The sequence below is a fragment of the Paenibacillus sp. MDV22-iso6 genome, from assembly GCF_058408365.1.
The window spans coordinates 955,416-980,081 of sequence record NZ_JBZVDZ010000001.1 but is presented as its reverse complement, the minus strand read 5'-3'; the positions used below and the strand labels follow the sequence as shown (position 1 = coordinate 980,081).

The window sequence follows — 24,666 nt, the reverse complement described above, 5'->3', positions numbered from 1 at the left end:
CTATAGTCACCTCCGATCCTGCTCAAGCAAGAGTCATGTGCATGCCAACTCAGCATGTCATAACCGATTGTAGAGCACGAGGAAACGAAATTACATCAACAAAAACGACACCTCAATGCCCATTTTATACAATATAAGGGTTTATTTAGAGGATACAGCGCGATTATATCGCTCTAATGCCTGTTGTTGAATCTCAATCGCACGATCAATCTGTAATGACTTGATTTGCTCGACATACGTATCGAATGCATCCAACGGCTCAATGCCAAAAATGATTTTAAGCGACATCTCGTCCACCACTTTGTTCACTTCCTGCATGATGACTGACATCTCCGTGCTTTCTTTCTCGGTTTTAGGCAGAGTAGGTACCTGATGGAGAACAGCATCCGTACTGGACCATAACTGCACCGCCTCTTTCTGTTCCGGCAAAATATAATATTGCTCCATATATCGCGTATCCTGCACAAATGGACCGAAATAACTCGCTCTGGTGTACATCGCAAGCGCTTGCGCCGGCGACCACTTATCAGGGTTTTTCAAAATCGTTTCCGTATACGTCGGATACCCATCCTTCATCTCAAAACTGACACCTTCAATACCAAAGTTGAACAGTAAATGTCCCTCAGGCCCATACCCGTAGTCCAACATCCGTGCTACTTCTTCTACATGATGACTGTTGCTGGATATGGCGACTCCACTGGAACCGATCGCGGGAGCAAGTTGACCAAATTTCGGGCGATCTCCTTTGTTCATGACAGGATATGGCGCTGGCACAAGCTTTGCATGGGGATCCGTCTCCTGCAAGATGGGTAGCCATGTACCAATCCCCGCCCCTGCATTCCAGATACTCGCGCCGCTGCGTCCTGTGGTCATGTTTGTATCCTGAGTCTCCGAATCGACGGCAGCTAGATTCTTGTCAATGAGTCCCTCCGCATACCATTCACGAAATAAGGATAGGAACGCCTTATATTCAGGTTCTTGTGCCCCAAACTTAATTTGGCCATCTTCCACGTAGAACCCCTTTTTAATGCCAAAAGCGCCAATAAAACCTCCACCTTCGATACCAAACAACGGATTCGGAACACCTAGAAAAGTAAGCGGGGCGTCAGCTCCCTTTTTGTCCTTAAATGCCTGAAGCATCGTATGCCATTCGTCAATCGTTGTTGGCACATCAAGTCCAAGTTCATCCAGCCAGTCCTTCCGGATAATCGGCCCTTGATAGGTTCGCAGCTGATCATCTCCCTGAATAAAAGGAAACGCGTAATAACTTCCGTTCGCTGTGCGAATCTGCATATCAATGTCTGGATGCTCCGTCAGGTACTGCTTCAGATGAGGTGCGTATTGATCAATAACATCGTTTAATCGCAGAATATATCCGTCTTTGATCGCTTTCTCCGGCCCACCGGGATAATTGCTCCACTCGTATTCAATCATATCCGGCAGTTCTCCGGACGTAAGCAGCACATTAATCGCTTCTTTAGCCTGATTGGCGGGAGGCCGGATGAATTGAAGGTTGACTCGGGTTCTCCGCTGCCACTCCTGAAAAAAAGGAACTTCATTGAAGCTGGACTTAATGCTTGCTGCATTGCCATTCAATTCTGCCCAGTAGGTTAATTTTCCATCGTCATTGGGTGAAGCAATTGAGACGGTCTGGTACTCTGATGAGCCGGAACGTTCATCCAGCTTGGCATCCGAATCTGTCCCGTTCTGATCGCAAGCAGTCAGCATGCCAAGCAGTAGGATGAATCCTGTCAACTTTGTTATGAATGCCAACTTTCTCTTTACGTTCATGTTCCGGTCTCCTTTCAAATCAATCAACTGATTTCTTTATATTTACCTGGCGTAATGCCTTCGTATTTCTTGAATACCCGGATGAAAGTTGCTGCATCGTTATACCCGACCATTCGGGATATTTCTGTAATGGATTCCTGTTTATGCTCAATCATTTCTTTAGCCTGTCGGATACGGCACTTATGAATGCAGTCCAGCAGACCCTCACCTGTCTGATTCTTGAAGAGTTTGGACAAGTAACTGCCCTTCAGCTCAAAATGCTCACCAATGGCGTTGACGTTCAAATTCGCGTCTGTATAGTTACTCTCGATATACTGTGTGACTTGGGTACTGAGATGACGCAGGGAATCCTCACGTTCTTGTGATACATTCGTTGCGCGCTTGTCAGCGGCATAGGAACATACCTCCTCAAGCAAGTTCTGCAATGCCTCCTGCATCTCCTGAATGGTATCCCCGGCAATAATGTCCTCAATCCGATGCGGGTATTGGGTTAGCGTATGGTTATCCCTGTCCCCTAGATCATTGATAGCCTTGATCATTGTACCTACCAGGTTAAAAATCAGGCAACGTGCAAGTGTGAGCGACATAATCGGTTTATCAAAATTCCGCTCTGTAATCTCGTTCATATAAGCGCTGGCTTGGTCGGTATCTCCCGCTTTGATGAAATTAAGAAGCTGCTGTTCCACCTGAAGCGGATAGTAGTAGCCAAACGGGTCATCCGCCATCGCATCGCTGCGGACATCGCCATAGGTAATGATACCTTTTTTGCCAAGCACCATTTTGTATTCCATTGCGTCTACTGCTTCCTGGTATGCTTCGGCGATACCAATCCACGACGTATGGCGTCCACTGATGGAGATTGTCAATTCCATATCATAACGTTCCAGGAATCGCTGCGCTTCTGCCGCAATGTGATGAAGATCCTGGTTCCAATCTGAAGAATCCGCTTTCATATTAACAAGGCAGACCATCATATCATCCACTTCAGCCACATATCCGACGTGCTGACGCTCTGAAGCCAGTTCTTCAACCACATTGGAAATAATGAGATGGATTAGCTTGTTTCGTTCGTTGATATCAATACCTGGCAGCTTTCCATAGAGATTCTCTTCATTCTCGATAACAAATAGGATAACAGCAAATTCACTTGAATACAGCGGCATATGGAAGGAACGGAATGCATCTTCATAAGGCACAAGCGTATCCTGTTTGCCTTTGAGAAGCCGATTAATCATATTGGAGCGCAGCACCTGCTGATGTTTCTGCAACTGCTGGGCAATCTCATTCTTTTCTGAACGTGTGTTCATGATGACCTTCTGAATAAACCGGAGTTCGTTCCGATCAGCAGGTTCGTTCTGCGAATTTTTGTCTTTTAGTGATTCCACGAGCTGTTGGATTGGGGAGTAATTCCGGCGCATGAAGAACCAGGTCAGTACACCTGCACTAATGAGACTCACCACGATACTGATATACGTAAAATTGCGGACATATACTGCCTTTTCCCAATACAGGCTGCTGGGAATAATCAATGCGTACTTGAGATCGGAAACCGCAGAGTCCATGTAGAACATCTCCGACTTGCCTACCTTGGCGTTATCCAATTGAACCTGATTGCCATTCATGAATGGCTTCAATTCCTCTGACCCCGGATGATTGCTCATCAGAATCTCGTTATTCTGGTTCAGAATCAGCAGCGTGGCATCACTAAAACCCGAAATGCTCTCAATCGCCTCCTGGAATCTTCGCGTATCCGCCATGACGACAACCGTACCCGTCTCCTGACCATTCAAATCATCAGGCAGACGTGTAATGTACGCAATGGAAGACTCCGCCGGAGCGGCATTCTGATGTGGCAGTATGACGAACTGATTCGTCTCTGTACCCAGGATCTGATCCCGCCACGCTTCGAAAGACATTGCACCTGTGTTATGTATGGTATGAAATGCCGTTCGCATATCCCGAATATTACCTGAACGGAGAATGGAATGGTCTTTTTTCCACACGACGTAGAATTCATCGATGGATGCGTAGGATGTTTTATAGAGACGGAGTTCCTTTACCAGTTGGTAAGCCGTGTACGGCGCCTCTTTGGCAGGCTGATTGGAATACATCAGCGTTTGCAGATTTGGGCTCCACGTCATCTCCATGTTTAACCGCTTCATCAGATCAACTTGTGTATCGATCGTATATCGCATCTGCTTCAATAAAGAATCGTTGGCCCGATGTATTTCACTCTTCAAAGTCTCATTTGCTTGCATGTAAATAACCAAACTGATCAGAATCGGCACAATCAAAACAGCACTGTAAGAGACAAGCCAGGTTACAATTATGCTTTCTCGTTTTTGCCACAAATATCGAATGTTTAGCAACAACTCATCACCCAACTCTTCGTAGATTATCTATGTTTGGATCAGGAATTTATTATAACGGTAAGAGCGCGATTGGGATATAGATAAAAAGTTCAATTCGATTGACAAAAAGGGTAGCCACCACCGATTTTCCCCGTCAAATCAAGCACAAATAGCCCGAATAGACTAATTTCGTCTATCGGGCATTCGGTATCAATTCGTTATCAAGTTGAGAATGTTTTTTTAATATTTTTAGAAATTTTTTAGAAAATGCGGTGCTTCCAACCGTTTAATTTGGCACTCGCCTCGACGTAGAAATAGTCACCGTAAATGAGTGAGACGTTTACGTTCTGACCTGCCGGTTTATGACCGGTTCCCTCGAGAAGCATACCTTCGTGCTCAGGAAGATCCCAGGTTCCATAATGATCCCGCAGGGAACTCAGGATACGTTTGGCAACGGTAGCATAGAGTCGGCCCTCCGGATCAGGAAGTACATCTGCAAGCTCAAGCAATCCGGAAGCAGCAATGGCACCAGCGGAGCTGTCTCGTGGAACCTCCTCCCCTTCTTCGGACTCAGCACGGAAATCCCAATGCGGAACGCTATCCTCAGGCAGGCTGGAAATGAAGAAGTTTGCCACACGCTCTGCAGCATCCAGATATGACGGGTCCTCTGTATATCGATACGTATTCGTTAATCCATATAAAGCCCAAGCAGCTCCACGACTCCATGCCGAATCCGGCGCCGCTCCCTGTCCCCCTATCGCTTCTGCCCGTTTACCTGTTTCGGGATCAAATCGAATGATATGATGCACAGAACCATCTTCCCGCACAAATTGCTTTATGACCATATCCGCATGAGCTTTGGCGATATGGCTGAAACGCGGATCTCCACTCTCCTCAGACGCCCAGAAGAGCAACGACAGGTTCATCATGGTATCGATGATCGACCAGCCCAGCATGTCACCATTCCAAGCCCGGATGAAGCTACCTTTGGTATTAAAGCGGCCAGCCAGGAAGTTGGCGGCAAATAAGGCACGCCTTGCGGCATCAGCATCTCCGGTGAGTTTGTATTTGATGACGGCCGTAGGCAGGAAATGAAAGCCCACGTCGTGATCAAAGTAGTTATTTTCGAGAAACTGTTCCGATAGCCGTTCATCCCAGTTCCATGCAGCCTCTTTATATTTCTCATCACCCGTCATATCGTACACAATCCATAACATACCCGGCCAGAATCCCGAGGTCCACCAATCGATTCTCATGTCGTCATAGATGCCATTTGCTCCAGCGACATGCGGAGACTTTTCACCTATGGCTGCAAGCATCTGATCGGCTTTACTTTTAATCTGATCCCACACGTCTTTGTTCACTTCATTTAATACGCTCATGTAACCTCATACCTCCTTACCGTTATTAAATTCTCTGGATTAACCTTTCAATGAACCAACCATGACACCTTTCACGAAAAAGCGCTGCAAAAACGGATAGATGCAAAGGATTGGTATCGTCGCTACCATAATCGTCGCATACTTGATGGTTTCCCCGATCTGGAAGCGATCTCCAGCCGATGCACCGGCCGACATGCTCTCCGTGGAATTGGCGATCAGAATCTCACGCAGCACCAATTGCAATGGGAACAGTTCTCGACTTTTGATAAATACAGACGCATAGAACCATCCGTTCCACTTATCGACTGCGTAATACAGAATCATCACGGCAATGACTGGCATGGACAACGGAATAATGATCCGGAACAAAATGGTGAAGTGATTCGCTCCATCAATCTTGGCCGACTCTTCCAGGCTGTCCGGTATGCCCATAAATGACGTTCGCATGATGATCAGGTTAAATGTGCTGATGGCAAAAGGCAGAATGGTCGACCACAATGTATCTAACAGGCCAACGCCTTTTACGACCAGGTACAGTGGAATCAACCCACCGCCAAAGAACATCGTGAACACGATAAAGAACATGAACACCTTGTTCCACATCACGTTTTTACGGGATAGCACGTACGCACCAAGCGCAGTCATAAACAGGTTGACGATAACGCCGAACACAAGAATAAACAATGTATTACGGAAACCTGTGGCTATACCTGGGTTGGCAAGTACACTCTTGTAAGCTTCCAGACTAAAGCCGACCGGCTTCCACAAGAGACCTTTGTTTGCTAACAGCTGCGCCGAATCACTTAAGGACGCAAATAACACGTAGAGCAGCGGATACAATGTGACGATGACGAGCAGGATTAGAAACGTATAATTGAAGATCGTAAAGATTCGGTCAAACCAACCGCTTTCCTTAATCAAAGTTACCACCTCACCATAAGCTGTTTTGACTCACTCTGCGGCTGATATAGTTCGCCGAAATCAGAAGAACGAGATTGATCACCGAGTTAAATAGACCGACTGCCGAGCTGTAACTCCATCCGAACTCCAACAATCCCTTTCGATATACGAAGGAGGAGATTACGTCAGCTGTTTCATAGGTCACCGGATTATAAAGGAGAATGATTTTCTCGAACCCGACATTCAGCATATTACCCATCCGGAGAATGAACATGATCGTAATAATAGGCAGCAATCCGGGTAGCGTAATGTGAAACATTTGCTTGAGACGGCTCGCTCCGTCTATCTTCGCCGCTTCATACTGCTCCAGGTCGATGCTCATCAACGCAGCGATATAGATAATGGATTCCCAACCGATCCGCTGCCATATTTCAGACAGGACATAGATCGGACGGAACAGCTCCGGCTTTTGCAGCATCGCCTGACCGTCATATCCAAGCATCATGATAAGGCGATTGATTAAACCATCCGCGTTCGTGAAGTCCGTAATAATACCGCATATGACGACGAGAGAGATGAAATAAGGCATATACGTTATCGTCTGAACGACCCGCTTGAACGTGCGCTTGCGTACTTCATTGATGAGCAGCGCAAGAATAATCGGTGCGGGGAATTCAAAGACCAGCGTGTACAAACTGATAAGAAGGGTGTTCTTCAGAACACGCAAGAAATAATAACTGTTGAAAAACTCTTCAAAGTGTTTCAGCCCAACCCAATCACTCCCCAAAATGCCCTTCATCGGAGAATAATCTTTAAAGGCAATAATTGCACCGTACATCGGACCGTAATGAAATATTAAATAATATCCAATAACGGGAATCATCATGATATATAAATACTTGTTCATCATGAAGTCCCGCACGAACCGGCTTCTAAAGGATTGACGATTGCTCATGATGTACCTTTTCACCTCTTTTCAATCGGGAGGGCTAGTGCCCTCCCCTTTTACAATTACCGGTTGTTGTAGCGTTCGAGTGCTGCTGTTTGGATTTCAATAGCTCGATCCAGATGTAACGATTTCATTTTCGCGACATAGCTCTCGAATTGATCCACTGGTTCGTTACCCAGAATGATTTTGATGGTCATCTCATCGACGAGCGTGTTGATATCATTCATGATGGTCGCATATTCGGAGCTTTCTTCAGGTGTAGGTGTGATTGAAGGCAGATTATATTTGGCGGCCTGTGTATTCTTCCATACATCAATGGCATCGCGCTGAGTCTGTAATGCAAAGAACTGCTCGGCATAACGTTTGTCTTGAACGAACGGACCGTTATAGCTGCTGCGGGCATATAGTGAAATCGCTTGTGCAGGAGCGAGTTTATCCGGATTCTTCAGCAGCAAATCCGTGAATTTCGGATAATCGCCTTCCATGTTATAGCTGACACCCTCTTCACCGAAGTTGAAGAACATGTGCCCTTCCTCACTGTAACCATAATCCAGCATGCGAACGGCAAGTTCCGGGTCCTTGGCTGCCGTCGTGATGGCAACCGTACCTTCCGAGGCATAACCTTGATTAAGCTGGCCGAATTTAGGAATATCCCCTTTGTTAAGTACCGGATATGGTGCAGCGACCAGAACGGCATCCGGATCATTTGCTTCTACGAGCGGCTGCCATTTGCCGATACCTCCGCCTGCGTTACCAACACTAGCGCCAGTAGCACCCGAAGCGAGGTTACCGTCAACGGATTTGGTATCCGCTGTCGAGATGTTTTTATCAATCAAACCTTCTTTGTACCATTCCTGGAATAACGTCAGGTATTCTTTGAAACCTTCTTCCGCAGGACCAAATTTGATCTGCCCGTCTTCCTGATAGAATCCGCGGTTTACACCGAAGGCGCCAAGGAAAGCACCATTACCGGAATCGTTAAAGAATCGTGGCTTACTTACTACAGAGAACGGAGCGGCTGCGCCTTTTTTCTCTTTGAAAGCCCTTAGAGTTGTTGTCCACTCATCAATCGTTTCCGGAACCGGTAGTCCCAGCTCATCCAGCCAATCCTGACGAATGATGGGTCCCTGGAAGACACGAAGATACTCATCTCCCCGAACGAAAGGGAATACATAGTAGCTGCCACTGTCCGTTTTGACCATCTTGTCGATGTCCGGATTGTCCTGCAGGTATTTCTTCAGATTCGGAGCATACTGGTCAATCAGATCGTTCAACTTGAGGATGTAACCATCATTGATGGCTTTCTCCGGTCCACCGGGGAAATCTCCGATGAAATTGTACTCCAGCATGTCTGGCAAATCCCCGGATGCCAGCATCACGTTAAAGGATTCTCTGACCTGACCTGTCGGTGGTGCCGTGAATTTGAGTGGCACACCGGTTTTTTTCTGCCATTTTTGAAAGAATGGAATTTCGCTGTGCGAATTTTTGACCCCGATCAAGTTTCCGTTAATTTCACCCCAGTACGTAAGCGTCTTATCCGTTTGAATCGGATAGGTTGTTGCTTCCGTTGATCCGCTTGGTGTCCCTTTTTCAGCTTCGCCCGTTTTACTGTCTCCGGACGAACACCCCAGGATCGTTGTACCTAATAACAGGATCATCAAACTCGTAGATAACACTTTTCTTCTCATGGACCTTATCCTCCACCTTTTGGGAATGTCTGTGCTCTACCTCAGAGTAAGGGAGAGCGCACTGTAGCGATATTCGCAAAAGATGAAATGACATGTTGATTTCGTCAGAACCAAATGATCATTTAGCCAAAACGATAGACGAATTCTCTATATAATCTTCTGCAATGCCTTGAATTTGCAGTGTTGGCGCGGGTTTGTGACTGTACTTCTGACATCACAAAAAAACAGACCATGAACACAGTTCATCGTCTGTAACGTGGGTGAATATGAGTGGATTTGAATATAACGAATATATTATGCCAGGGCTCGCTTTCTCATTTTTAGTCCCAGACGACTTCGGTACCTGCGATAAAATCATGTATTGCACGTTTGTCTTCTCGTACAGCAACCATGATGACACTCGCAATGAAACCAATGCCAAATGTGATTCCATATATCAGTCCTGCAACAACAACTCGCATGAGCATGGTTCCAATTCCAGGGGGCTCATGTGTATCGTATTTTCGAATTCGAATTCCGCAAATACGTTTTCCTATCGTTCGGCCACTCCATAATACAGGTAATAAAATGGAATATAATCCACTCAGTAGTTTAGCTAAAGGCTCGTCATTATCAAAATTTCCTGTCAGTACACCTACAACAATGGCTAAAGGTATTGAAACGATAATTCCATCTAACAAGTTTGCTCCTAATCTAACCCAAAAACCTGCTTCTCTCAAATGAATGCCTCCTTTCATATGGATTTAGTTGAATGTATGTAGACACATATCCATGTAGTATAACAGAAAAATATTCCATTAAGTTCTTAATCATCCTTTTCAAGGAATGAAGATAGGCCCCTCAACTTTTGTTGAGAAGCCTATCCATGGCGAACCGTTTAACTTTTTAATCTTTCGTTATATTTCTGTTCAGAATTACTTTTGTCCTTCCAAAATCATGTTACCCAAACGATCCATAAGCTCCATCCGTCCCATAGCCGTATAAGAATAATTGTAGTTATCTACACTGGAGATTTTATAAATCTTCCCATCCTTGACGGCATTCATGTTATTCCACACCTTGCTGTCTTCCATTTTGTTCTCGCTATTCTCCATCAGCACCAGCTGGTCCGGATTGACGGAGATTAGCGCCTCTATACTAATCTGTTTGCCACCCCAGCCTTCGGGCTCAGGAATACCTTCTGTACGTTTTAGGCCCCACTCGCCGTACAACATCTCTGCCGCACCTTTATTCGAATAGATCACCAGATTGTTAGGATAGGTTTCGATGACCGCAAAAGATTCACCGTTCACAGCCGATTCAAGTTTTTGCTTCCACTCAGCCGACTTTGCATCATATTTAGCCAGGAACTCATCCTTTTTGGTTTCTTCTCCGAACGTATCTGCCAGGAACGTCAGACGTTCTCTCCAATCATAATACGAGTATGGCAAAACAATTGTCGGTGCAATTAAGGATAAGGTTTCATACTGATCTGTATTAAAATCCTTTCCCAGAATGATCAGATCCGGGTTCGACGCAGTCACCGCTTCTATACTGAATTTGCTGCCCAACCACCCCAGAACCACGGTATTTGCATCCAACTTGTCTTTAAGGGGTGGAGTGATCTGATCCTGCTGCCCATAATCGGCGCTGGTCGTAGCGACAGGCGTTTTGCCAACGATGAGTAATTCCTCTGTTGAGCCGGACAGATCCACAATCCGCTGCGGATTAAGGGGGATTGTAACTTCCTCTCCATTTGGATTGGTGATGACTTTCGTTGTCGCTTGCGCCGTTCCCTCTGACGAACTAACCTCCTGACTGCTTGTCTGATCCGTTCCACAAGCCGTAAGCATCAGCATGGAGCATAGGGCAATCCATATATAAATTCGTTTTAACATTTAAATTATTCTCCTTTTGAGTCAATTCATCTATCTGGTTTGGACGACTGCGTTCATCGCTATACCTTTACCTGCCATCCCTCGGCATCAAGCTGTAATTGCCACAGACGCGAATAGATACCTGATGTTAGCAATAATTGCTCATGCGTTCCTTGTTCGACAAGCTGGCCCTGATCCAGGACAAGGATCTGATCCGCATTTTGGATCGTTTTCAAACGATGAGCGATTAGAATTACCGTTTTGTTCGCGACCAGCTCATTAATCGCTTGCTGAACTGCGGCTTCATTTTCTGGGTCGAGTGACGCCGTAGCTTCGTCCAGCAATACGATGGATGCATTTTTCAACAAGGCACGTGCAATCGATATACGCTGTTTTTCCCCACCAGATAACGTCGAGCCTCCTTCTCCCACTAACGTGTCATATCCTTGAGGCAGACTTGCGATAAACTCATGACAGCAAGCCCGGCGTGCTGCTTCTTCGATCTCTGCCTGGGTAGCCTCTTTCTTCCCTACACGTATGTTGTTACCAATCGTATCTTGGAACAGATACACGTCCTGGAAGACAACAGAGATATCCTCCAACAGTTTCTCCGGGTCCATACGGTTAATTGGCTGACCGCCAATCGTAATGGAACCTGACTGCACATCCCAGAAACGCGCAATGAGACGGGTAACCGTACTTTTACCACTGCCGGAAGGCCCTACAAGTGCAGTAATCGTATGCGGAGGGATGGTAAACGACAAATTCTTCAGCACAGGCAGCTCATCATCATAACCAAAGGTTACGCGGTCAAACGAAATGGCCTGATTAGGTTGTACGCTTCCTGTTCCTGTCATCGGCGCCTCCTGCTGCACTTCCATAATGCGCCGTGCACTATATGCGGAGTACCGCATCTCGCCATAACTCATCAGCGCAACGGTCAGAGGTTCAAACACTTTGGTACCGACTAGCAAAAACAGCAGAAATATCGGCAATGTCAATTCACCGCCAGCAAGCAAATAACTCCCCGCCAAAATCATCCACGTCATGCCGGAACGCGCAAGCAGCATCGCGCCCATAATCATCGGACCCATAATGCCTTCCAACCGAATGGATGCCGACTTCAACTCGTCAAAAGAACGACGCAGTCGTTCAAATCGTTCTCCGCCCATATTGTGGGCTTTGATCTCACGAATCCCCGTTAAATACTCTTGCAGCCGACTGGCCGCTTCGTTCTTGGCTCTCACATGATTCTCGCTTAAGCGAGCCTGAATGGAGTCTGTCATCCATAACAAGGCCACCCCCAGTGGAACAGCGATGAACATCGCCACTGCCATTCGCCAATCTACAAACAGCAGTCCAGCAAAAGCCAACACCGGCAGCACAATTGCGCTGATGAGCTGTGACAGATTGTGAGAGATCGTATGCTCTACCTGTCCATAATCACTCAGAATCAGATTGGTCAGATCTCCCGGGTCCCTTTTGCCGAAGAAACCCAATGACAGATGACGAATATGTTCAGCCAGCTTCAAACGTCCCGTTGCGGCGAGGCTGTATGCTTCCCGATAGGTTTTATCATAGAGAGAAGAGTAAGCCGCATATTCCACCAACAGCCATGCAAACAGAATGCAGCACACCACCCACATTCGCTGGATGTCCAGTCCTTTATCCGGTTCAGCGAAGGATTTGTATATCGTATTAAAAATATCAACGAGCAGCGCAGCCGGAACGATCTTAGCAATACCGTCCAGAATGGCGGCTATGATGGAGGGAAGCAGACTGCGGGGGTTACCACCCGATATATTGTATAAATAGTTCCTCATTGCTTCGCACCTCCAAGCTTCCACGAAGCTGCATGAATATGAGCCTGCCACATCTTCTCATACAAACCGTTTGCCTCGCGTAATTGATCATGTGTACCTCGCTCAACAATGGTACCCTGGCGAATGACCAGTATCTGTTCAGCTGACCGAATCGTTGTTAGACGATGAGCAATAATAAGAACCGTTTTCCCTTGAACCAGTTGGGCCAGTCCTTGCTGGATCTTATGTTCATTTTCTGCATCCGCATATGCTGTCGCTTCATCCAATACCAGAATGGGAGCATCCTTGAGTAAAGCTCTCGCAATGGCAATCCGTTGAGCTTCACCACCAGACAGGTACGTACCACCTTCTCCAATTTTGGTGTCATATCCCTCATCCAGCTTCTCAATAAACTCATGACAACAAGCTGTTCGAGCCGCAGCAATGACATCATCCCGCGATGCAGCTGTATTGCCCATGCGGATATTTTCCTCAATGGTGTCGTAGAACAGATGTACGTCCTGGAATACAAACGAAACCGTCTCCATTAACTTCTCTGTCCCCATTTCCTGAATAGGAACCCCGCCAATTGTAATTTCGCCTTGCTGCACGTCCCAGAAACGCAGAAGCAGATTGGCAATGGTAGATTTTCCGCCACCCGAAGGTCCAACCAATGCGGTCATTTCTCCTGCTTTAGCTACAAAATCAACTTCTTGAAGTACAGGTTTGAACGCTACGCTATCCTTTTGTTCATAAGCAAAGGATACCTGCCGAAAAGCCACTTCATATGTATCGGGCACTTGCGGAGAGAGAGGTTCCTGTACAACCGATTCGGCAAATACAGCCTTGATTCGATTCTGACCTTCCACGATCTCACGCATGCCACTGCCCAGATACATCAGCTTCAAGAGTGGCGCGGTCAAACTTGGTGTAATGATCAGAAATAGAATAAAGGTGATCGCAAAAGACTGATTGCCTGCGTTTCCGCTGGAAAGTAAAATGCCGATCGGAACAATAAAGGTAACCAGCGAAATAATGATGATGAAAAACAAGCCATACGACGTCTTGCATAAATCGGTTATTCTCAACGAGATATCGCGATAACGTGTCACCGCCTGTTTAAAGGTGAGAAACGAGTCCGCTGTAATACCGAATACTTTTACCGCCGGCATTCCTCTTACGTATTCAACCCCTGTTGAGTTCATTTCTTCAATCGCATGCTGAAAATCACGATATGCCTGACGCCCCCGCTCATTTCGGAAGATGCTGCTTTGCAGCCAGAACCCGATAATCATGGGAACTAGCAAGACCAATACCATACGGTAATCTAGCCAGAACAAATAGCATAGTAGCACTAGTGGAATGACAATCGCACTTACGAGATCGGGAAGCTGATGCGCGATAAACTTCTCTATTTTCTCAACGCTGACTTCAATGATTTTTTTCAGCTCACCTGTCGCAGTTCGAGTGTGATACCCCATCGGCACTTTTGCCACATGGTCGGCAAGCTTTACTCTGAGCTGGTACAGGATATTGAACGCAGCGATATGCGAGCACATGCCTCCAATATAAAGCGCAATAAGTCCGGCGATCAGCGCTCCAAAAGAGACGAATCCCCAATACATCAGCAAATCCCTGTCCAGGCCAGATGGCTCCCGAGCATGGATTAACAGTTCTTCGACGATTTTATACACTCCGATAAATGGAACTATTTGCAGCAGACTCGATAAAATCGAGAAGATACTTGCTGTAATCAGCAAACCTTTCCGCTCTTTGGTTACTTCCATTAAACCGGATACTTCAGATGTGGTGTTCATCCCGCTCCTCCTGACATTAATAATCATTCTCAATATCGCGCAGTGTTATATACGCCCAATTAATATCTCACAGCCCATTGATTAGCTACTACCTCAATACGGAGCAATAATACCTCTATACGGATAATAAATGGATCATTCTGTTTTATTTCAAATGAAAATTCAGGCAAACATAAAAAGACCATATGGAACATATGGCCTCTTACCGATGAAGACTGGCTAACTTCGTTATGAATAATCCGGGGCAGAAAATTGATCTCTTTGAAAGATCCTAACCACCCTTATAGTTCTCATACTTTATTCGAAATTTCAATGTTCTCTGCTCGCACCTTATTCCTTTGCAAAACCCTATTTTCTACTATTGCGTAAATCACCCCCGCAAGAGCAAATAGCCAGATGGAAGTCGCTCGGTTCAGATAATACGACTCGATCATGTAGTCACTGAACATCTGCTCAAATACCCATGAACCTAATAACCCGCAACCAGCACTATATACAAACACCCTGGCAATAACAAAAGGAACATATTTACGCAGAAGCCATGAAATTGGACTTACAACTACAGTATAAAATGCGAATACATATGGACTAAAGGTGATAAAAATCAGTAGAAAAAATATGTGACCCGCATTCAGCAACAATCCAAATCCCCTCCCCTATCTAAACACCATTCGTAGGCATTAGGTTACGGGGTGACATGGATTGGTTACGGCTGCTCGTGAAAAGCTTTCCAGAATGAACCCTCTGTATTAATGATATCCTTGATCTGCGTAAAAGGAATTGTAAATGTCGGAAATCCCGCGACATAAGGAGCGATTTCATAAGGGCTAAAATATAGGTGCAGTGCATCCGCTGTGACAAAAAAGGGCTGATCCGGGCTGATTCCTTCATACGTGTCCGGAAAAACATAAGAGTACTGCGGATCATTCTTGATCTGATCTCCTACGATTTTGCTAAGTACCTTCACATAATCACTGTTCGGTTTAAACAAATCCTTGAGTTCATACATCTGACCACTGCTCAGATTAATGATCGCATAGATCATCGTTGGCATGCCGTGTGCTGCACCAGCCGGGTAGTTATAACCCGTAAGTTTGAGTTGAAGCAATTGCTGTTGGTAGAACGTAATATCAAAATCCCCTGTATACGTGTAATCCAGCTTCTGATCCGCGGGGATTGGCTTCACTTGGGAAAGTGCCTTTAACTTGGCGTTTACTGCAAGCTGAACGGCTTGATCGGTTAACCCTTCCACCTGCGGATAATACACGAGGTAATCGGGGTTTGGCTTATATTTCTCTTCCCGTACACGATAAGGCGGGTGAAGAGGAACGATTGTATTTTGGCGCCAGATGATCTGCCCGGTTCGGTTTACATAGGATACACGCTGGTCCACATATGCCTTGATCAGATCGGGAGCTACCAATTCGAGTGTGCCCGAGCCTTCAACACGGGGGTATCCTGATGCAGGTCGGCCATTTAGATCCAGAAAGAACGTTTGTGTTCCATTTGTGGCTGAAGCCAGCCCTCCCTTGTAATTCGATACATCCGTATATACAAAATCCGAAAGTTTCCTACCATTGACATCTGCAATTGCATAGACCGATCCGATAAAAGACTGTTTGGGATCAATCGCTTGCCCCAAGGCCAGCCGATGTTCTCCCAGATCTCGAATGTCATTGTAGGCGGGTTGGATGGTAAATGTGCCCTGAGTATTAATAACGCCATAGATGGAGTTGTAATCCTCCGCTGTATTCACAATAGCGTACCCACCACTGAACGGAAATGCCGAGGTAAAGCTCGGCTGAATTCGGACATGACCACTTTCGTCGATATAACCGTATTTACCCGATGCTTCTTTCTGAAAAGGAAGTAATCCGTCACCCAGAGGTCCTACATAGGCATATGGATACGTCGCCAGCCGCTGACCATTTCGGTTAATTAACGCATATTCATTTTCTTTGATCTGCACAACGGCCTTGCCATCCTGAAAATCGTTCGCTGAAGCGAACTGCGCCCGAATGACCTCATTTCCAGAGGTATCCAAATAACCGTAACGACTGACTTCCCCGCCTGCCTGACTGCTGTCTGAAAGGTAAAATAGCGCTCGGCCGTCCTTCACATCGGCAATAAACGGATATGCCCGTTTGGTCAATACTGCGCCTTGTTCATCAATCATCTTGAACCCTTGGGAATCAATGACTATGGCCCGACCTTCTGTGAAAGAATTAATGGAATCGTATACAGGTTGAACGACAAATTGCCCGTTAAGATTGATGATGCCAGTCTTCCCGTCTTTTACGACGACAGCCAGGCCATTTCGTTGAAAGTCTTGGGCATCGTCAAGTATCGGTTCAAGACGAATACGACCTTGGGCGTCCATATAACCCCACCGGGTTCCAGTTGTTGTTCTGACCGATATCGGAAATAACCACGTCGTTTCACGCGGAACCTCTGTGCCTATGGCTTGCCTAATCTTCTTTTCCAGCTCAAGCAGAACTTCCCGTGAAGGGTAGGGGTCACTGAAACTTAGCGCTTTTTGGACCGAAACGAGTGCAGCAGGAAATAATCCGGCTTTATACTGAGCGTCCGCAAGATAATACCAATAGAAAATATAATCTGGATGTTGTTCTGCCAATTGTTCGTAATACTTTACTACCTTAGGGAAGTAATACGGATATACATCTGTTGCGGGAACCCATTTACCATTCTGCCAGCGGATGATTTCGACCCGATAAGCTTCACCTGTATCATGAATCCAGAGTGCAATTTCTACTTTGCCATCTCTGCCGTGGTGACCTGGCATATCGATGATTTCCGCATGGCTATAATACAAATCTTCTGGCGCCTGATCTGTCAGTCCTGATTCCGTCCAATCGTATACAGCAAGCTTCGACCAGATCGCACCGATCTGCCAGCCGACAATGAGATTGTTCCTCGCCGTGGATGTCACAGATGCCGCTGTCAGCAAGGTAACACCATAACCCAGGCCTTTGGTCAAAGACATCTTGATCCAGTGGCCTTGGTAAAATTTCAGAACTAGCAGCATCAATTCTCCGCCCTGCTCATATACAGCAGCAATTTCCGGCATTCCGTCTCCGGTTAAATCTGAAGCATAAATGGCCGGATGTTTGACCGGTTTATCAATGGTGACGACAGTCGCGTCAGCCGGGATATGTTGATTGACAATTTGCGTTAACAGAGGTTCGCTCATGGACATGCCTGTTTCCTCCTTAAGACAGCATTCGCCTAATGGTATGGGTATGCATCATAAGCGGGGATATGACATCTGAGCGAATATAACCGTTAACTTTGGAGGTTCAAAAACCTAATTTACTCAAATGAAATAAAAAGAATTGCAGAGGCTCATGCTTCTGCAATTCTTTATGTGTAAATCCGTTCAGGATGATTCCTGAGTGCTGAGCTGTACATACTGTGTGAGGCGGCAATAATGAAGCAACATAAGCTCCTCATCGCCGCTCCCCAAAGCGGTTTTTCGTCCCTCTTCGATCATGTGTTCCAATATTTCACGAAGGAAAGTCATTTGGAACCTCAAGGTCTTCACGATTAGCTGTTCCAATACTTCAATATCTTTCAGTGTGAATTGGGATATTCCGCGAAGCAACAGCTCTTCTGACCAGCTGCTGATCTTCTGCATCAACTGACTATAGTCTTCCAATTCTCCCCGTCCTTCCATAACCCGTATCCAGTTTCAGACTGATCACTGTTGGACCCTTCAGGAAGCTGATCGGGTATATCCGTTGTTGCTCTATACGTACGAAAGCATAAAAGTTTTCGAGTGTTCCTGTTCCATAACCCGACTCCAACCTTTTGATCATGGTCTCCCATTCCGTTGAATAAGGAAGAGTCAGATCCAACGTCTCCCCATGGTCACTCTCCATCGTTAGAATAAAGTCCTGTGATTGCTTATCGAAGCGATGCTCTACAACCCGGGCAACCTTGAGCATCGCCAGTCGTTCTTTCGGAACGGAAAACAACTCAAATGAGCGTGCATCCTCAGCGAGTACGGAGGGTATATCTTGCATGTACTTGCCCAGATTCACCTCTTCAACTCCTGTTCGGGGCAGTAACGTAAGTTTTGCACCTTCCCCGGAGGAGAGTCTATGCTCTTCATTTGCTTTGACCGAGCGAAACTGCACCTCTTCCCCGGCAAATTGACGAAAAGTCAGATTGGGCAGCCATGGAGTGAAGGAACCATAATGCTCTGTATATGAGAACTGATTATCTTCATAGTATACGGCCCGCACATCGCTGTACGTATAGATCTCCGCATCATCAAAGCAATAGAAATAATAAGTGATTCCACGGTAACCGGAGCGTGTCTCCCATGCATCAGCACCCAATCCATACAGATGCAGCTCTGGAACCGTATAGTATTTACTTCGGAAACTGCCAATGAGCTGACTTTGTTTGAATGCAGATACCTTCTCTTGTTCAAGCACCTGTAATGCAAGATACAACTTGCTTACCCGATCAAGCATCGATTGCATGGAAAACCGTACGTGTCGGTTAAAAAACAATTGCATTTCCCCCTGAATCCCGCGTAAACTCCGCTCAACGTCAGGAAGATGACCACTATGGGCCGCAATCGCCAGTGTCTCCAATTGAGCCATATACGATTGTGGTAGACGAGCAAGTCCCGTCTTTAGCAGGCCTGCCAGCATGGAACGACATTCCCGCACCGTTTGAAGTGAAAACGTGGCATCATGGACTCTTCCACTTATGGCTTCCGTATCATTCAAACCTTGTTGCATCCGATACCGTAATAATGCTTCAAGCTTGGCCATATTGCCGGCAGTTTGTTTTACTTTGCACAGGGCCTTAGCCAGACTAGCTTCTTCTGTAAACGAAACCTCTATTTCTTGTTTCACTAGACGCACCGTTAGAAGAGTATCTTCCAATACTTCAATCTGCTCCGGATATCTTAATCGGAACAGAACCTCCTCAATCAAGGAAGAGCTATACGATTTAATCAAAGGAGCAAGATCCGATTCCACCATCCAGCGGAAGCGGGACTCCGTTACCAGACCAGACTCAGGTTCCAATTCTGCTGATGACGCTTCACCCTGATTTAATATATCTTCTGTCTGATGTTCCTGTTGATAATATAAAATTGAAATCAGTATATGTTTGCAAATGTTGTCTGCCGGACAGGAGCACTGCCAATGATCCAGCGTATTTTCAAGCGTACAATGTGTACCATCACTCAACTGACAACTCACAGAGGCTTCATTCCAAGTGTATTGCACAGTCAAACCATTATCCAACTCTTTCAGAGACCGTTTGTACAACCCTTTGTTGGCATGTCGAATCAAATAATCCTCCGTACACAGCTTCGAAAACATCCGAAATTCCAGTTCAAATCCACTCACGTGATCAACGTCCTGACGCTCTTAAAATATCATAGATCGTCTCACTGAACACACGACCTGCAATTTCACCCAAAGCAATGGACTTGTGATCGCTATAATAGTAATGTTTCTGACTGCCAGGTTTAAAGAAGTGCAGAGATTCCAGCGTGATATCTTCCAATCCTTCATAATATGAAATGCTGGTACCACTGAAGCGCAGTTCTGCGATAAGATCTCCATACTCTTTGTAAAATTCATGATACCAGCCGCCATCCTGTGCTGGACCTTTGATCCATCCATATTTCTCCAGTGCTTTGGGGAATGCGGTGGGAGAGAAATCCGACTCCGGCAATCGGTCATATTCAACCTTATTTTTGTCTTCATCCTCAGGCACATGAATTTGACGATTCAGCTGCTCAAACGGCTGCTTGATCTCATAATCTTCCAGCTGCGTTTTCCATCCTTCGAGCGTAGATTGGTCAAGTTCGAGTGGATGAATCAATCCCACTAGAGATCCCGAAGGCAGCTCGTATTCATCCTCATCGACGGTATTAAACGTTCCATCCTCCATATAACGGAACGTGGTGACCAACATACCATCTTCATATGTGCCCCATATCAGACCTACAGCAAATTTCTGCATAATTACATTCTGTACAAACAATGTTTCCCACTCATCAGCAGACCACAGACGTTGTTTAGACAAAGATTCTTCCAGACGTTGCGCCTGGATGTTAACCATTGTTTTGAGATCCTTCTTCAATTGTGTGAAACGCGCCTTAGATTGTGCTGCAAGTTCAGCATCGTCTTTCTGTGCAGGAGCAGGTAGACTCTTCACAGATTTACCCGTTTCTTCATTTACAACAACGACTTGCAGATCTCCATTCACTTTAATCAGGAATGAACGCTCCCCGTAGCTCAGCTGCATCGTTCCATTCTTATCAAAACCAAGTGTGGTGACGAGTCGATCTTCCAATTGTTCCGAGGAGAGTCCCAAATTTTCCGCTGCCAGCTGCAACGCTTCTTCAGCCGCACCCTTAACCTGGCGGTTTTTCACACTGCGTTTAATCTTGTCAATCGCCATAAGAGCAGAAGGTTCCTTAAGATAGGCCAGTACTTTTACAGCATCAGCCGCAATGGCGCCTCGGCTGTTTTCTGTCCATTCCTTAATTTGGGGAGCCAATATATTCACAATTTGAGTATCGCCAAAGAGTGCCGAGAGGTACATTACCCACTTCTCCTTCGCAGAAGCGCTCTCCTGAATCCACAACTGCAGCAGCTCGCTAGCAAACCGTGCGAGCGATTCCTCGCTTACATACTCACGTAGTTCATTCAGTCTTTCGTTCGGCGCAGATGTATGATCTATTGATTGCACCAAGATATATTGCTTGATTCGATCATCTAATGGTTGATTGTCCTCTGAACGTATCAGAGAAGGAAGATCGTTCAAGGACAACCAGCTTAGTCTGGTCAGCTTTTTGGCATCTGCCTGATCTGCAAGTGCCGCATGAGCATACTCTGGGCTTTGATCCGCGGTATCCAGCAGAATTTGAATCAGGTTCTTCCATTCGGCAGACTTCTCAACCTTCAGAAGCTCAAGATATATATCCTTGCTACGATCCAAACTGCGGATAGCGCTCAGAGCCATTTCTTTCACACCCGTTTTTTTCTCCGAACGGTATATTGCCGTATATAACTCCTGGTCAGGAATCCGATTGAATTCAGATAACGCCACTCCATTTGCCTTTTTGGATGTATCCTGCAATCCGGCACGAATCGCTTCAGCTACCTGTTTAGTCGATAGGTCGTGACGTTGTTCAAAGGTGATTTCCAAAATTAAGATGCGCGTGTCCGTGGGCAGTTTCTTGTACTGTCCCAGAGCAAAGTCCAGATTTTGCTGAATGATCCGGCGATATTCATCCTGAGGCATCGATTTGTACTTATAATCGGTCATACCGTTGAGAGAAATCAGACTGGACAGCAATTTCTCTTGTTTTACCTCTGGATCTTGGCCGTAAAGTTCCAACAGCTTCTCACCGCTAAACGCGTAAGATTGATACATATCAGAAACAATATCCAGTGTCCACTCGGGATACGTGGTTAGAATCACGAACCGACGCATCGCCTCCGAATTCAAAGGCAGGAAACTAATGCTGATCAAGTTGTGAACACGCCTTTTGTCACGATTCAGGTTATTAAACAGTCCTCGACTATTCGGATCTTCCCAGTATTCTTCAAAGGAGCTTTCACCGTTCAAATATCGTGCAATCGCAATTCCCTGTCTGCCTCCATCTAATGGATGTCGAAGCGCACTAAACACGGCTTGTTCAACCGTTTCATCCACATCTGGCACTGCGATTCCATGGTCCTCCAGCACTTTTTGAATACACAATTTAAGGAATGGGGGTTTTAATATGTGGTATGCACGAATCGCTTGTTGCGGATCATTCACAATCGTTGATTGCAGAAATTGCCATGGTATGGTGTACGATTCGAGTTCATTACGCAACATTTCGATGAGCTGATATGGCTCGTCCAGGGGCACCAGCCCTGACAGCAATTCGTTGGCATTTTTCGTTCTTGTATCCATACTTAACAAATAGCGCCGAACTTCAAGTGGATAGATCTCATGTAATTGGTTTATGGCTTCGAGCAAAATAAGACCGGTCTCACTATTGTTTTCAAGGAAACGTTGTTTGCCGCCACTGATGTTAACCAAATATAACAAAGCATTGCTCAAAAGGATCATCGTCTTGTCGAACTCACTGTAAGATAGTTGCTCCTTTTTGGAAAGAGAAGTATTCGAATAGTTCTCAGCTATAACCCGATTATGCTTCTCCCGGAGAAATTCATCATTTAATTCATATGCAGATTTGTTATGTTTTGTTTGAAAATTGCAAACCACCAGTGGCTCAATCAATGTACGCAATTCGTTCCGCAGCTTACTTGTATCATGGGTCATCACGTGTTGAAATAATGCAGGCAGAGATTGAGTGAACTGTTGTACCTGGGCAAGATGAGAAGGGCTATCATTGAGATCTGAATAGAGTCGAAGGAGTATCATTCCATTGATTACATCATGGAAATTCCCCTTCAGTCTGCTCTTTAATTCATCCAAAATTTCCTTCTCTCCAGCATAGCGATTGATTTTCTCCAAACGGGACAGCAAACCGCCCATCCGATCATTGGTTTTGCTCTTTCCACTCAGTCCATAAGCTTCCGAGTCGTTTCCAAGGCAGAGCGTAAAACCATCGGTTCTCCACGAATTTCTTCTGGAATAATTGGATTCCATATGAATTACAATGGCTCCCGCTCGAAAAAAGATGTCTCCGTCATCTTTTTTGGCAATTTTCATGAGTACTTCTATCGTCTGGTACGCATAATGGCTGGAACCTCCCATCATATCAGGAAACTTATCCGTCGTTCCCATCACATAATCAATGATTTCCGAACTCCGGTCCGTTTTCAACGAATATTCATTGGAACACACCTCTGCAAACTTCTCCACCAAAGCTTCTACTGCACGGTCTGCGGTTAACATTACACATTCCTCCTTGAATAAGTTTATAAATGATCTTGTATATAACCATTAAGTAATAATTTCGCCAATCCAGTCTGCCAATTCATTGGGCGTAATCGCAGCTACATGTGCACCCATATTGGATAACGTCTGCGCAGCATGTTTGTTGTACACGGTATCTCCGTTAAAATCGAGTGCGGTCAGCACAAGCAATTTGCAGCCCGTATCCAGAATATCCTTACATGCTTTATACATGTGCTGGATCGGGTAACCTTCCTCTAAATCACTAACGAGAATGTATATCGTTTTCCCAGGATTTTCGATTAACGTTTCACCATAACGGAGTGCCTTGGTAATATGCGTTCCCCCGCCAAGCTGCACATTCATAAGCACATCTACCGGATCTTCCAGCCTGTCACTCAAATCGACAACCTGTGTGTCAAAAATGAACAATTTCGTTCGCAGTGCATTCAGGCGATAGAAAATGCTGGCCATCACCGAACTGTATATCACTGAATCCAACATGCTTCCGCTCTCATCCACACCAATGATGATGTCCCACTTGTTGTGAGACTGGATATTCCCGTCAAAATATAGACGATCAATTACAAATCTTCGATTGTTTTTATCATAGTTCTTCAAGTTCTTGGTAATCGTCTGCTTGAAATTCAAATTGCGCAAGGAACGCACCGAACTGGATGCATAACGGCTGCGTTTCCCCATAATGCTTGCTCTGGTCTGAGATTCCAGTTTGCGTCGCAGATCTTCAACCACGACTCGTACGATTTCCTTGGCGCTCTTTAATACGTCGCCTTTCATTCGTCCTTTAAATTGCATAATGTTCTTGAGTAGGTTCATATTGGGTTCGAGGGATTCCAGCAGCTTTTTGTCCGTTAACAATTCCGTTAGGCCATAACGGTCAAGCGCCTGTTTCTCCAGAATTTCTACCGTTGATTTCGGGAACAGTTCCCTGACCTTATGCAACCATTTGGGAACGGTTAGATCCGAGGGGCCCCTTCCTCCTCCTTTTCTGTAACCCTGCTCTTCACCGTATTCGCGATTATACAGATATCCGAGAATCTCATCGACTTCGGTATATTTAAAATCATCAGGGGAGTAGTCATCTGCATTGGACAGTCCTTCTTCGGAGGATTCACCTAGAATAAGGCGCCAACGGTTTAAGGTTTCTGCCCGGTTCAGCTCTGCATTGTCTTTCACCATTTCCTTGGTTGTATTGAGCT

General features: G+C 45.7%; 16 protein-coding genes. All 16 read right to left on the bottom strand.

Annotated features, from left to right (window positions below):
• Positions 1 to 141: 141 nt before the first annotated feature.
• Positions 142 to 1,791 carry an extracellular solute-binding protein gene (locus tag AC4PM4_RS04160; RefSeq protein WP_491612828.1) on the bottom strand — a complete coding sequence of 550 codons (1,650 nt, stop codon included), beginning with the start codon at positions 1,789 to 1,791 and terminating at the stop codon, positions 142 to 144.
• Positions 1,792 to 1,814: 23 nt separating this feature from the next.
• On the bottom strand, positions 1,815 to 4,049 hold the full coding sequence (locus AC4PM4_RS04155; RefSeq protein ID WP_256863677.1) for a helix-turn-helix domain-containing protein: 2,235 nt from the start codon (positions 4,047 to 4,049) through the stop codon (positions 1,815 to 1,817).
• A 353-nt stretch (positions 4,050 to 4,402) separates the two neighbouring features.
• Complete coding sequence (locus tag AC4PM4_RS04150; protein WP_491613075.1) at positions 4,403 to 5,461, bottom strand: glycoside hydrolase family 88 protein; 1,059 nt, start codon at positions 5,459 to 5,461, stop codon at positions 4,403 to 4,405.
• A gap of 102 nt (positions 5,462 to 5,563) precedes the next feature.
• A complete protein-coding gene (locus AC4PM4_RS04145) occupies positions 5,564 to 6,445 on the bottom strand; it encodes a carbohydrate ABC transporter permease (protein WP_063563855.1) in 882 nt (293 codons plus the stop codon).
• A 10-nt stretch (positions 6,446 to 6,455) separates the two neighbouring features.
• The gene (locus tag AC4PM4_RS04140) at positions 6,456 to 7,379 is read right to left on the bottom strand and encodes an ABC transporter permease (RefSeq protein ID WP_072732961.1); all 924 of its coding nucleotides are present in this window, start codon (positions 7,377 to 7,379) and stop codon (positions 6,456 to 6,458) included.
• Between the two features lie 56 nt (positions 7,380 to 7,435).
• Positions 7,436 to 9,061 (bottom strand): extracellular solute-binding protein, encoded by a 1,626-nt coding sequence (locus AC4PM4_RS04135; RefSeq protein WP_491612827.1) that lies wholly within the window; start codon positions 9,059 to 9,061, stop codon positions 7,436 to 7,438.
• 320 nt (positions 9,062 to 9,381) lie between these two features.
• The gene (locus tag AC4PM4_RS04130; RefSeq protein WP_491612826.1) at positions 9,382 to 9,798 is read right to left on the bottom strand and encodes an RDD family protein; all 417 of its coding nucleotides are present in this window, start codon (positions 9,796 to 9,798) and stop codon (positions 9,382 to 9,384) included.
• Between the two features lie 177 nt (positions 9,799 to 9,975).
• Positions 9,976 to 10,938, bottom strand: a complete 963-nt coding sequence (locus tag AC4PM4_RS04125) for an ABC transporter substrate-binding protein (protein WP_491612825.1) — start codon at positions 10,936 to 10,938, stop codon at positions 9,976 to 9,978.
• Positions 10,939 to 10,997: 59 nt separating this feature from the next.
• Complete coding sequence (locus tag AC4PM4_RS04120; RefSeq protein ID WP_491612824.1) at positions 10,998 to 12,740, bottom strand: ABC transporter ATP-binding protein; 1,743 nt, start codon at positions 12,738 to 12,740, stop codon at positions 10,998 to 11,000.
• On the bottom strand, positions 12,737 to 14,536 hold the full coding sequence (locus AC4PM4_RS04115) for an ABC transporter ATP-binding protein (RefSeq protein ID WP_491612823.1): 1,800 nt from the start codon (positions 14,534 to 14,536) through the stop codon (positions 12,737 to 12,739). Before AC4PM4_RS04115 ends, AC4PM4_RS04120 begins: the two co-directional genes overlap by 4 nt.
• A gap of 290 nt (positions 14,537 to 14,826) precedes the next feature.
• Positions 14,827 to 15,177, bottom strand: a complete 351-nt coding sequence (locus AC4PM4_RS04110; protein ID WP_491612822.1) for a hypothetical protein — start codon at positions 15,175 to 15,177, stop codon at positions 14,827 to 14,829.
• A gap of 65 nt (positions 15,178 to 15,242) precedes the next feature.
• A complete protein-coding gene (locus AC4PM4_RS04105) occupies positions 15,243 to 17,753 on the bottom strand; it encodes a WG repeat-containing protein (RefSeq protein ID WP_491612821.1) in 2,511 nt (836 codons plus the stop codon).
• A 180-nt stretch (positions 17,754 to 17,933) separates the two neighbouring features.
• A complete protein-coding gene (locus tag AC4PM4_RS04100) occupies positions 17,934 to 18,191 on the bottom strand; it encodes a hypothetical protein (protein WP_491612820.1) in 258 nt (85 codons plus the stop codon).
• 7 nt (positions 18,192 to 18,198) lie between these two features.
• The gene (locus tag AC4PM4_RS04095) at positions 18,199 to 19,926 is read right to left on the bottom strand and encodes a hypothetical protein (protein ID WP_491612819.1); all 1,728 of its coding nucleotides are present in this window, start codon (positions 19,924 to 19,926) and stop codon (positions 18,199 to 18,201) included.
• 4 nt (positions 19,927 to 19,930) lie between these two features.
• Complete coding sequence (locus AC4PM4_RS04090; protein ID WP_491612818.1) at positions 19,931 to 23,446, bottom strand: DUF4132 domain-containing protein; 3,516 nt, start codon at positions 23,444 to 23,446, stop codon at positions 19,931 to 19,933.
• 48 nt (positions 23,447 to 23,494) lie between these two features.
• Positions 23,495 to 24,646 carry a VWA domain-containing protein gene (locus tag AC4PM4_RS04085; protein ID WP_256337929.1) on the bottom strand — a complete coding sequence of 384 codons (1,152 nt, stop codon included), beginning with the start codon at positions 24,644 to 24,646 and terminating at the stop codon, positions 23,495 to 23,497.
• Between the last annotated feature and the right edge of the window lie 20 nt (positions 24,647 to 24,666).

Coding starts and splice junctions, on each gene's coding strand:
- AC4PM4_RS04160 (WP_491612828.1), bottom strand. CDS start 1,791: ATGAACGTAAAGAGAAAGTTGGCATTCATAACAAAGTTGACAGGATTC.
- AC4PM4_RS04155 (WP_256863677.1), bottom strand. CDS start 4,049: ATGCAAGCAAATGAGACTTTGAAGAGTGAAATACATCGGGCCAACGAT.
- AC4PM4_RS04150 (WP_491613075.1), bottom strand. CDS start 5,461: ATGCTTGCAGCCATAGGTGAAAAGTCTCCGCATGTCGCTGGAGCAAAT.
- AC4PM4_RS04140 (WP_072732961.1), bottom strand. CDS start 7,379: ATGAGCAATCGTCAATCCTTTAGAAGCCGGTTCGTGCGGGACTTCATG.
- AC4PM4_RS04135 (WP_491612827.1), bottom strand. CDS start 9,061: ATGAGAAGAAAAGTGTTATCTACGAGTTTGATGATCCTGTTATTAGGT.
- AC4PM4_RS04130 (WP_491612826.1), bottom strand. CDS start 9,798: ATGAAAGGAGGCATTCATTTGAGAGAAGCAGGTTTTTGGGTTAGATTA.
- AC4PM4_RS04125 (WP_491612825.1), bottom strand. CDS start 10,938: ATGTTAAAACGAATTTATATATGGATTGCCCTATGCTCCATGCTGATG.
- AC4PM4_RS04120 (WP_491612824.1), bottom strand. CDS start 12,740: ATGAGGAACTATTTATACAATATATCGGGTGGTAACCCCCGCAGTCTG.
- AC4PM4_RS04115 (WP_491612823.1), bottom strand. CDS start 14,536: ATGAACACCACATCTGAAGTATCCGGTTTAATGGAAGTAACCAAAGAG.
- AC4PM4_RS04105 (WP_491612821.1), bottom strand. CDS start 17,753: ATGTCCATGAGCGAACCTCTGTTAACGCAAATTGTCAATCAACATATC.
- AC4PM4_RS04100 (WP_491612820.1), bottom strand. CDS start 18,191: ATGCAGAAGATCAGCAGCTGGTCAGAAGAGCTGTTGCTTCGCGGAATA.
- AC4PM4_RS04090 (WP_491612818.1), bottom strand. CDS start 23,446: ATGTTAACCGCAGACCGTGCAGTAGAAGCTTTGGTGGAGAAGTTTGCA.
- AC4PM4_RS04085 (WP_256337929.1), bottom strand. CDS start 24,646: ATGGTGAAAGACAATGCAGAGCTGAACCGGGCAGAAACCTTAAACCGT.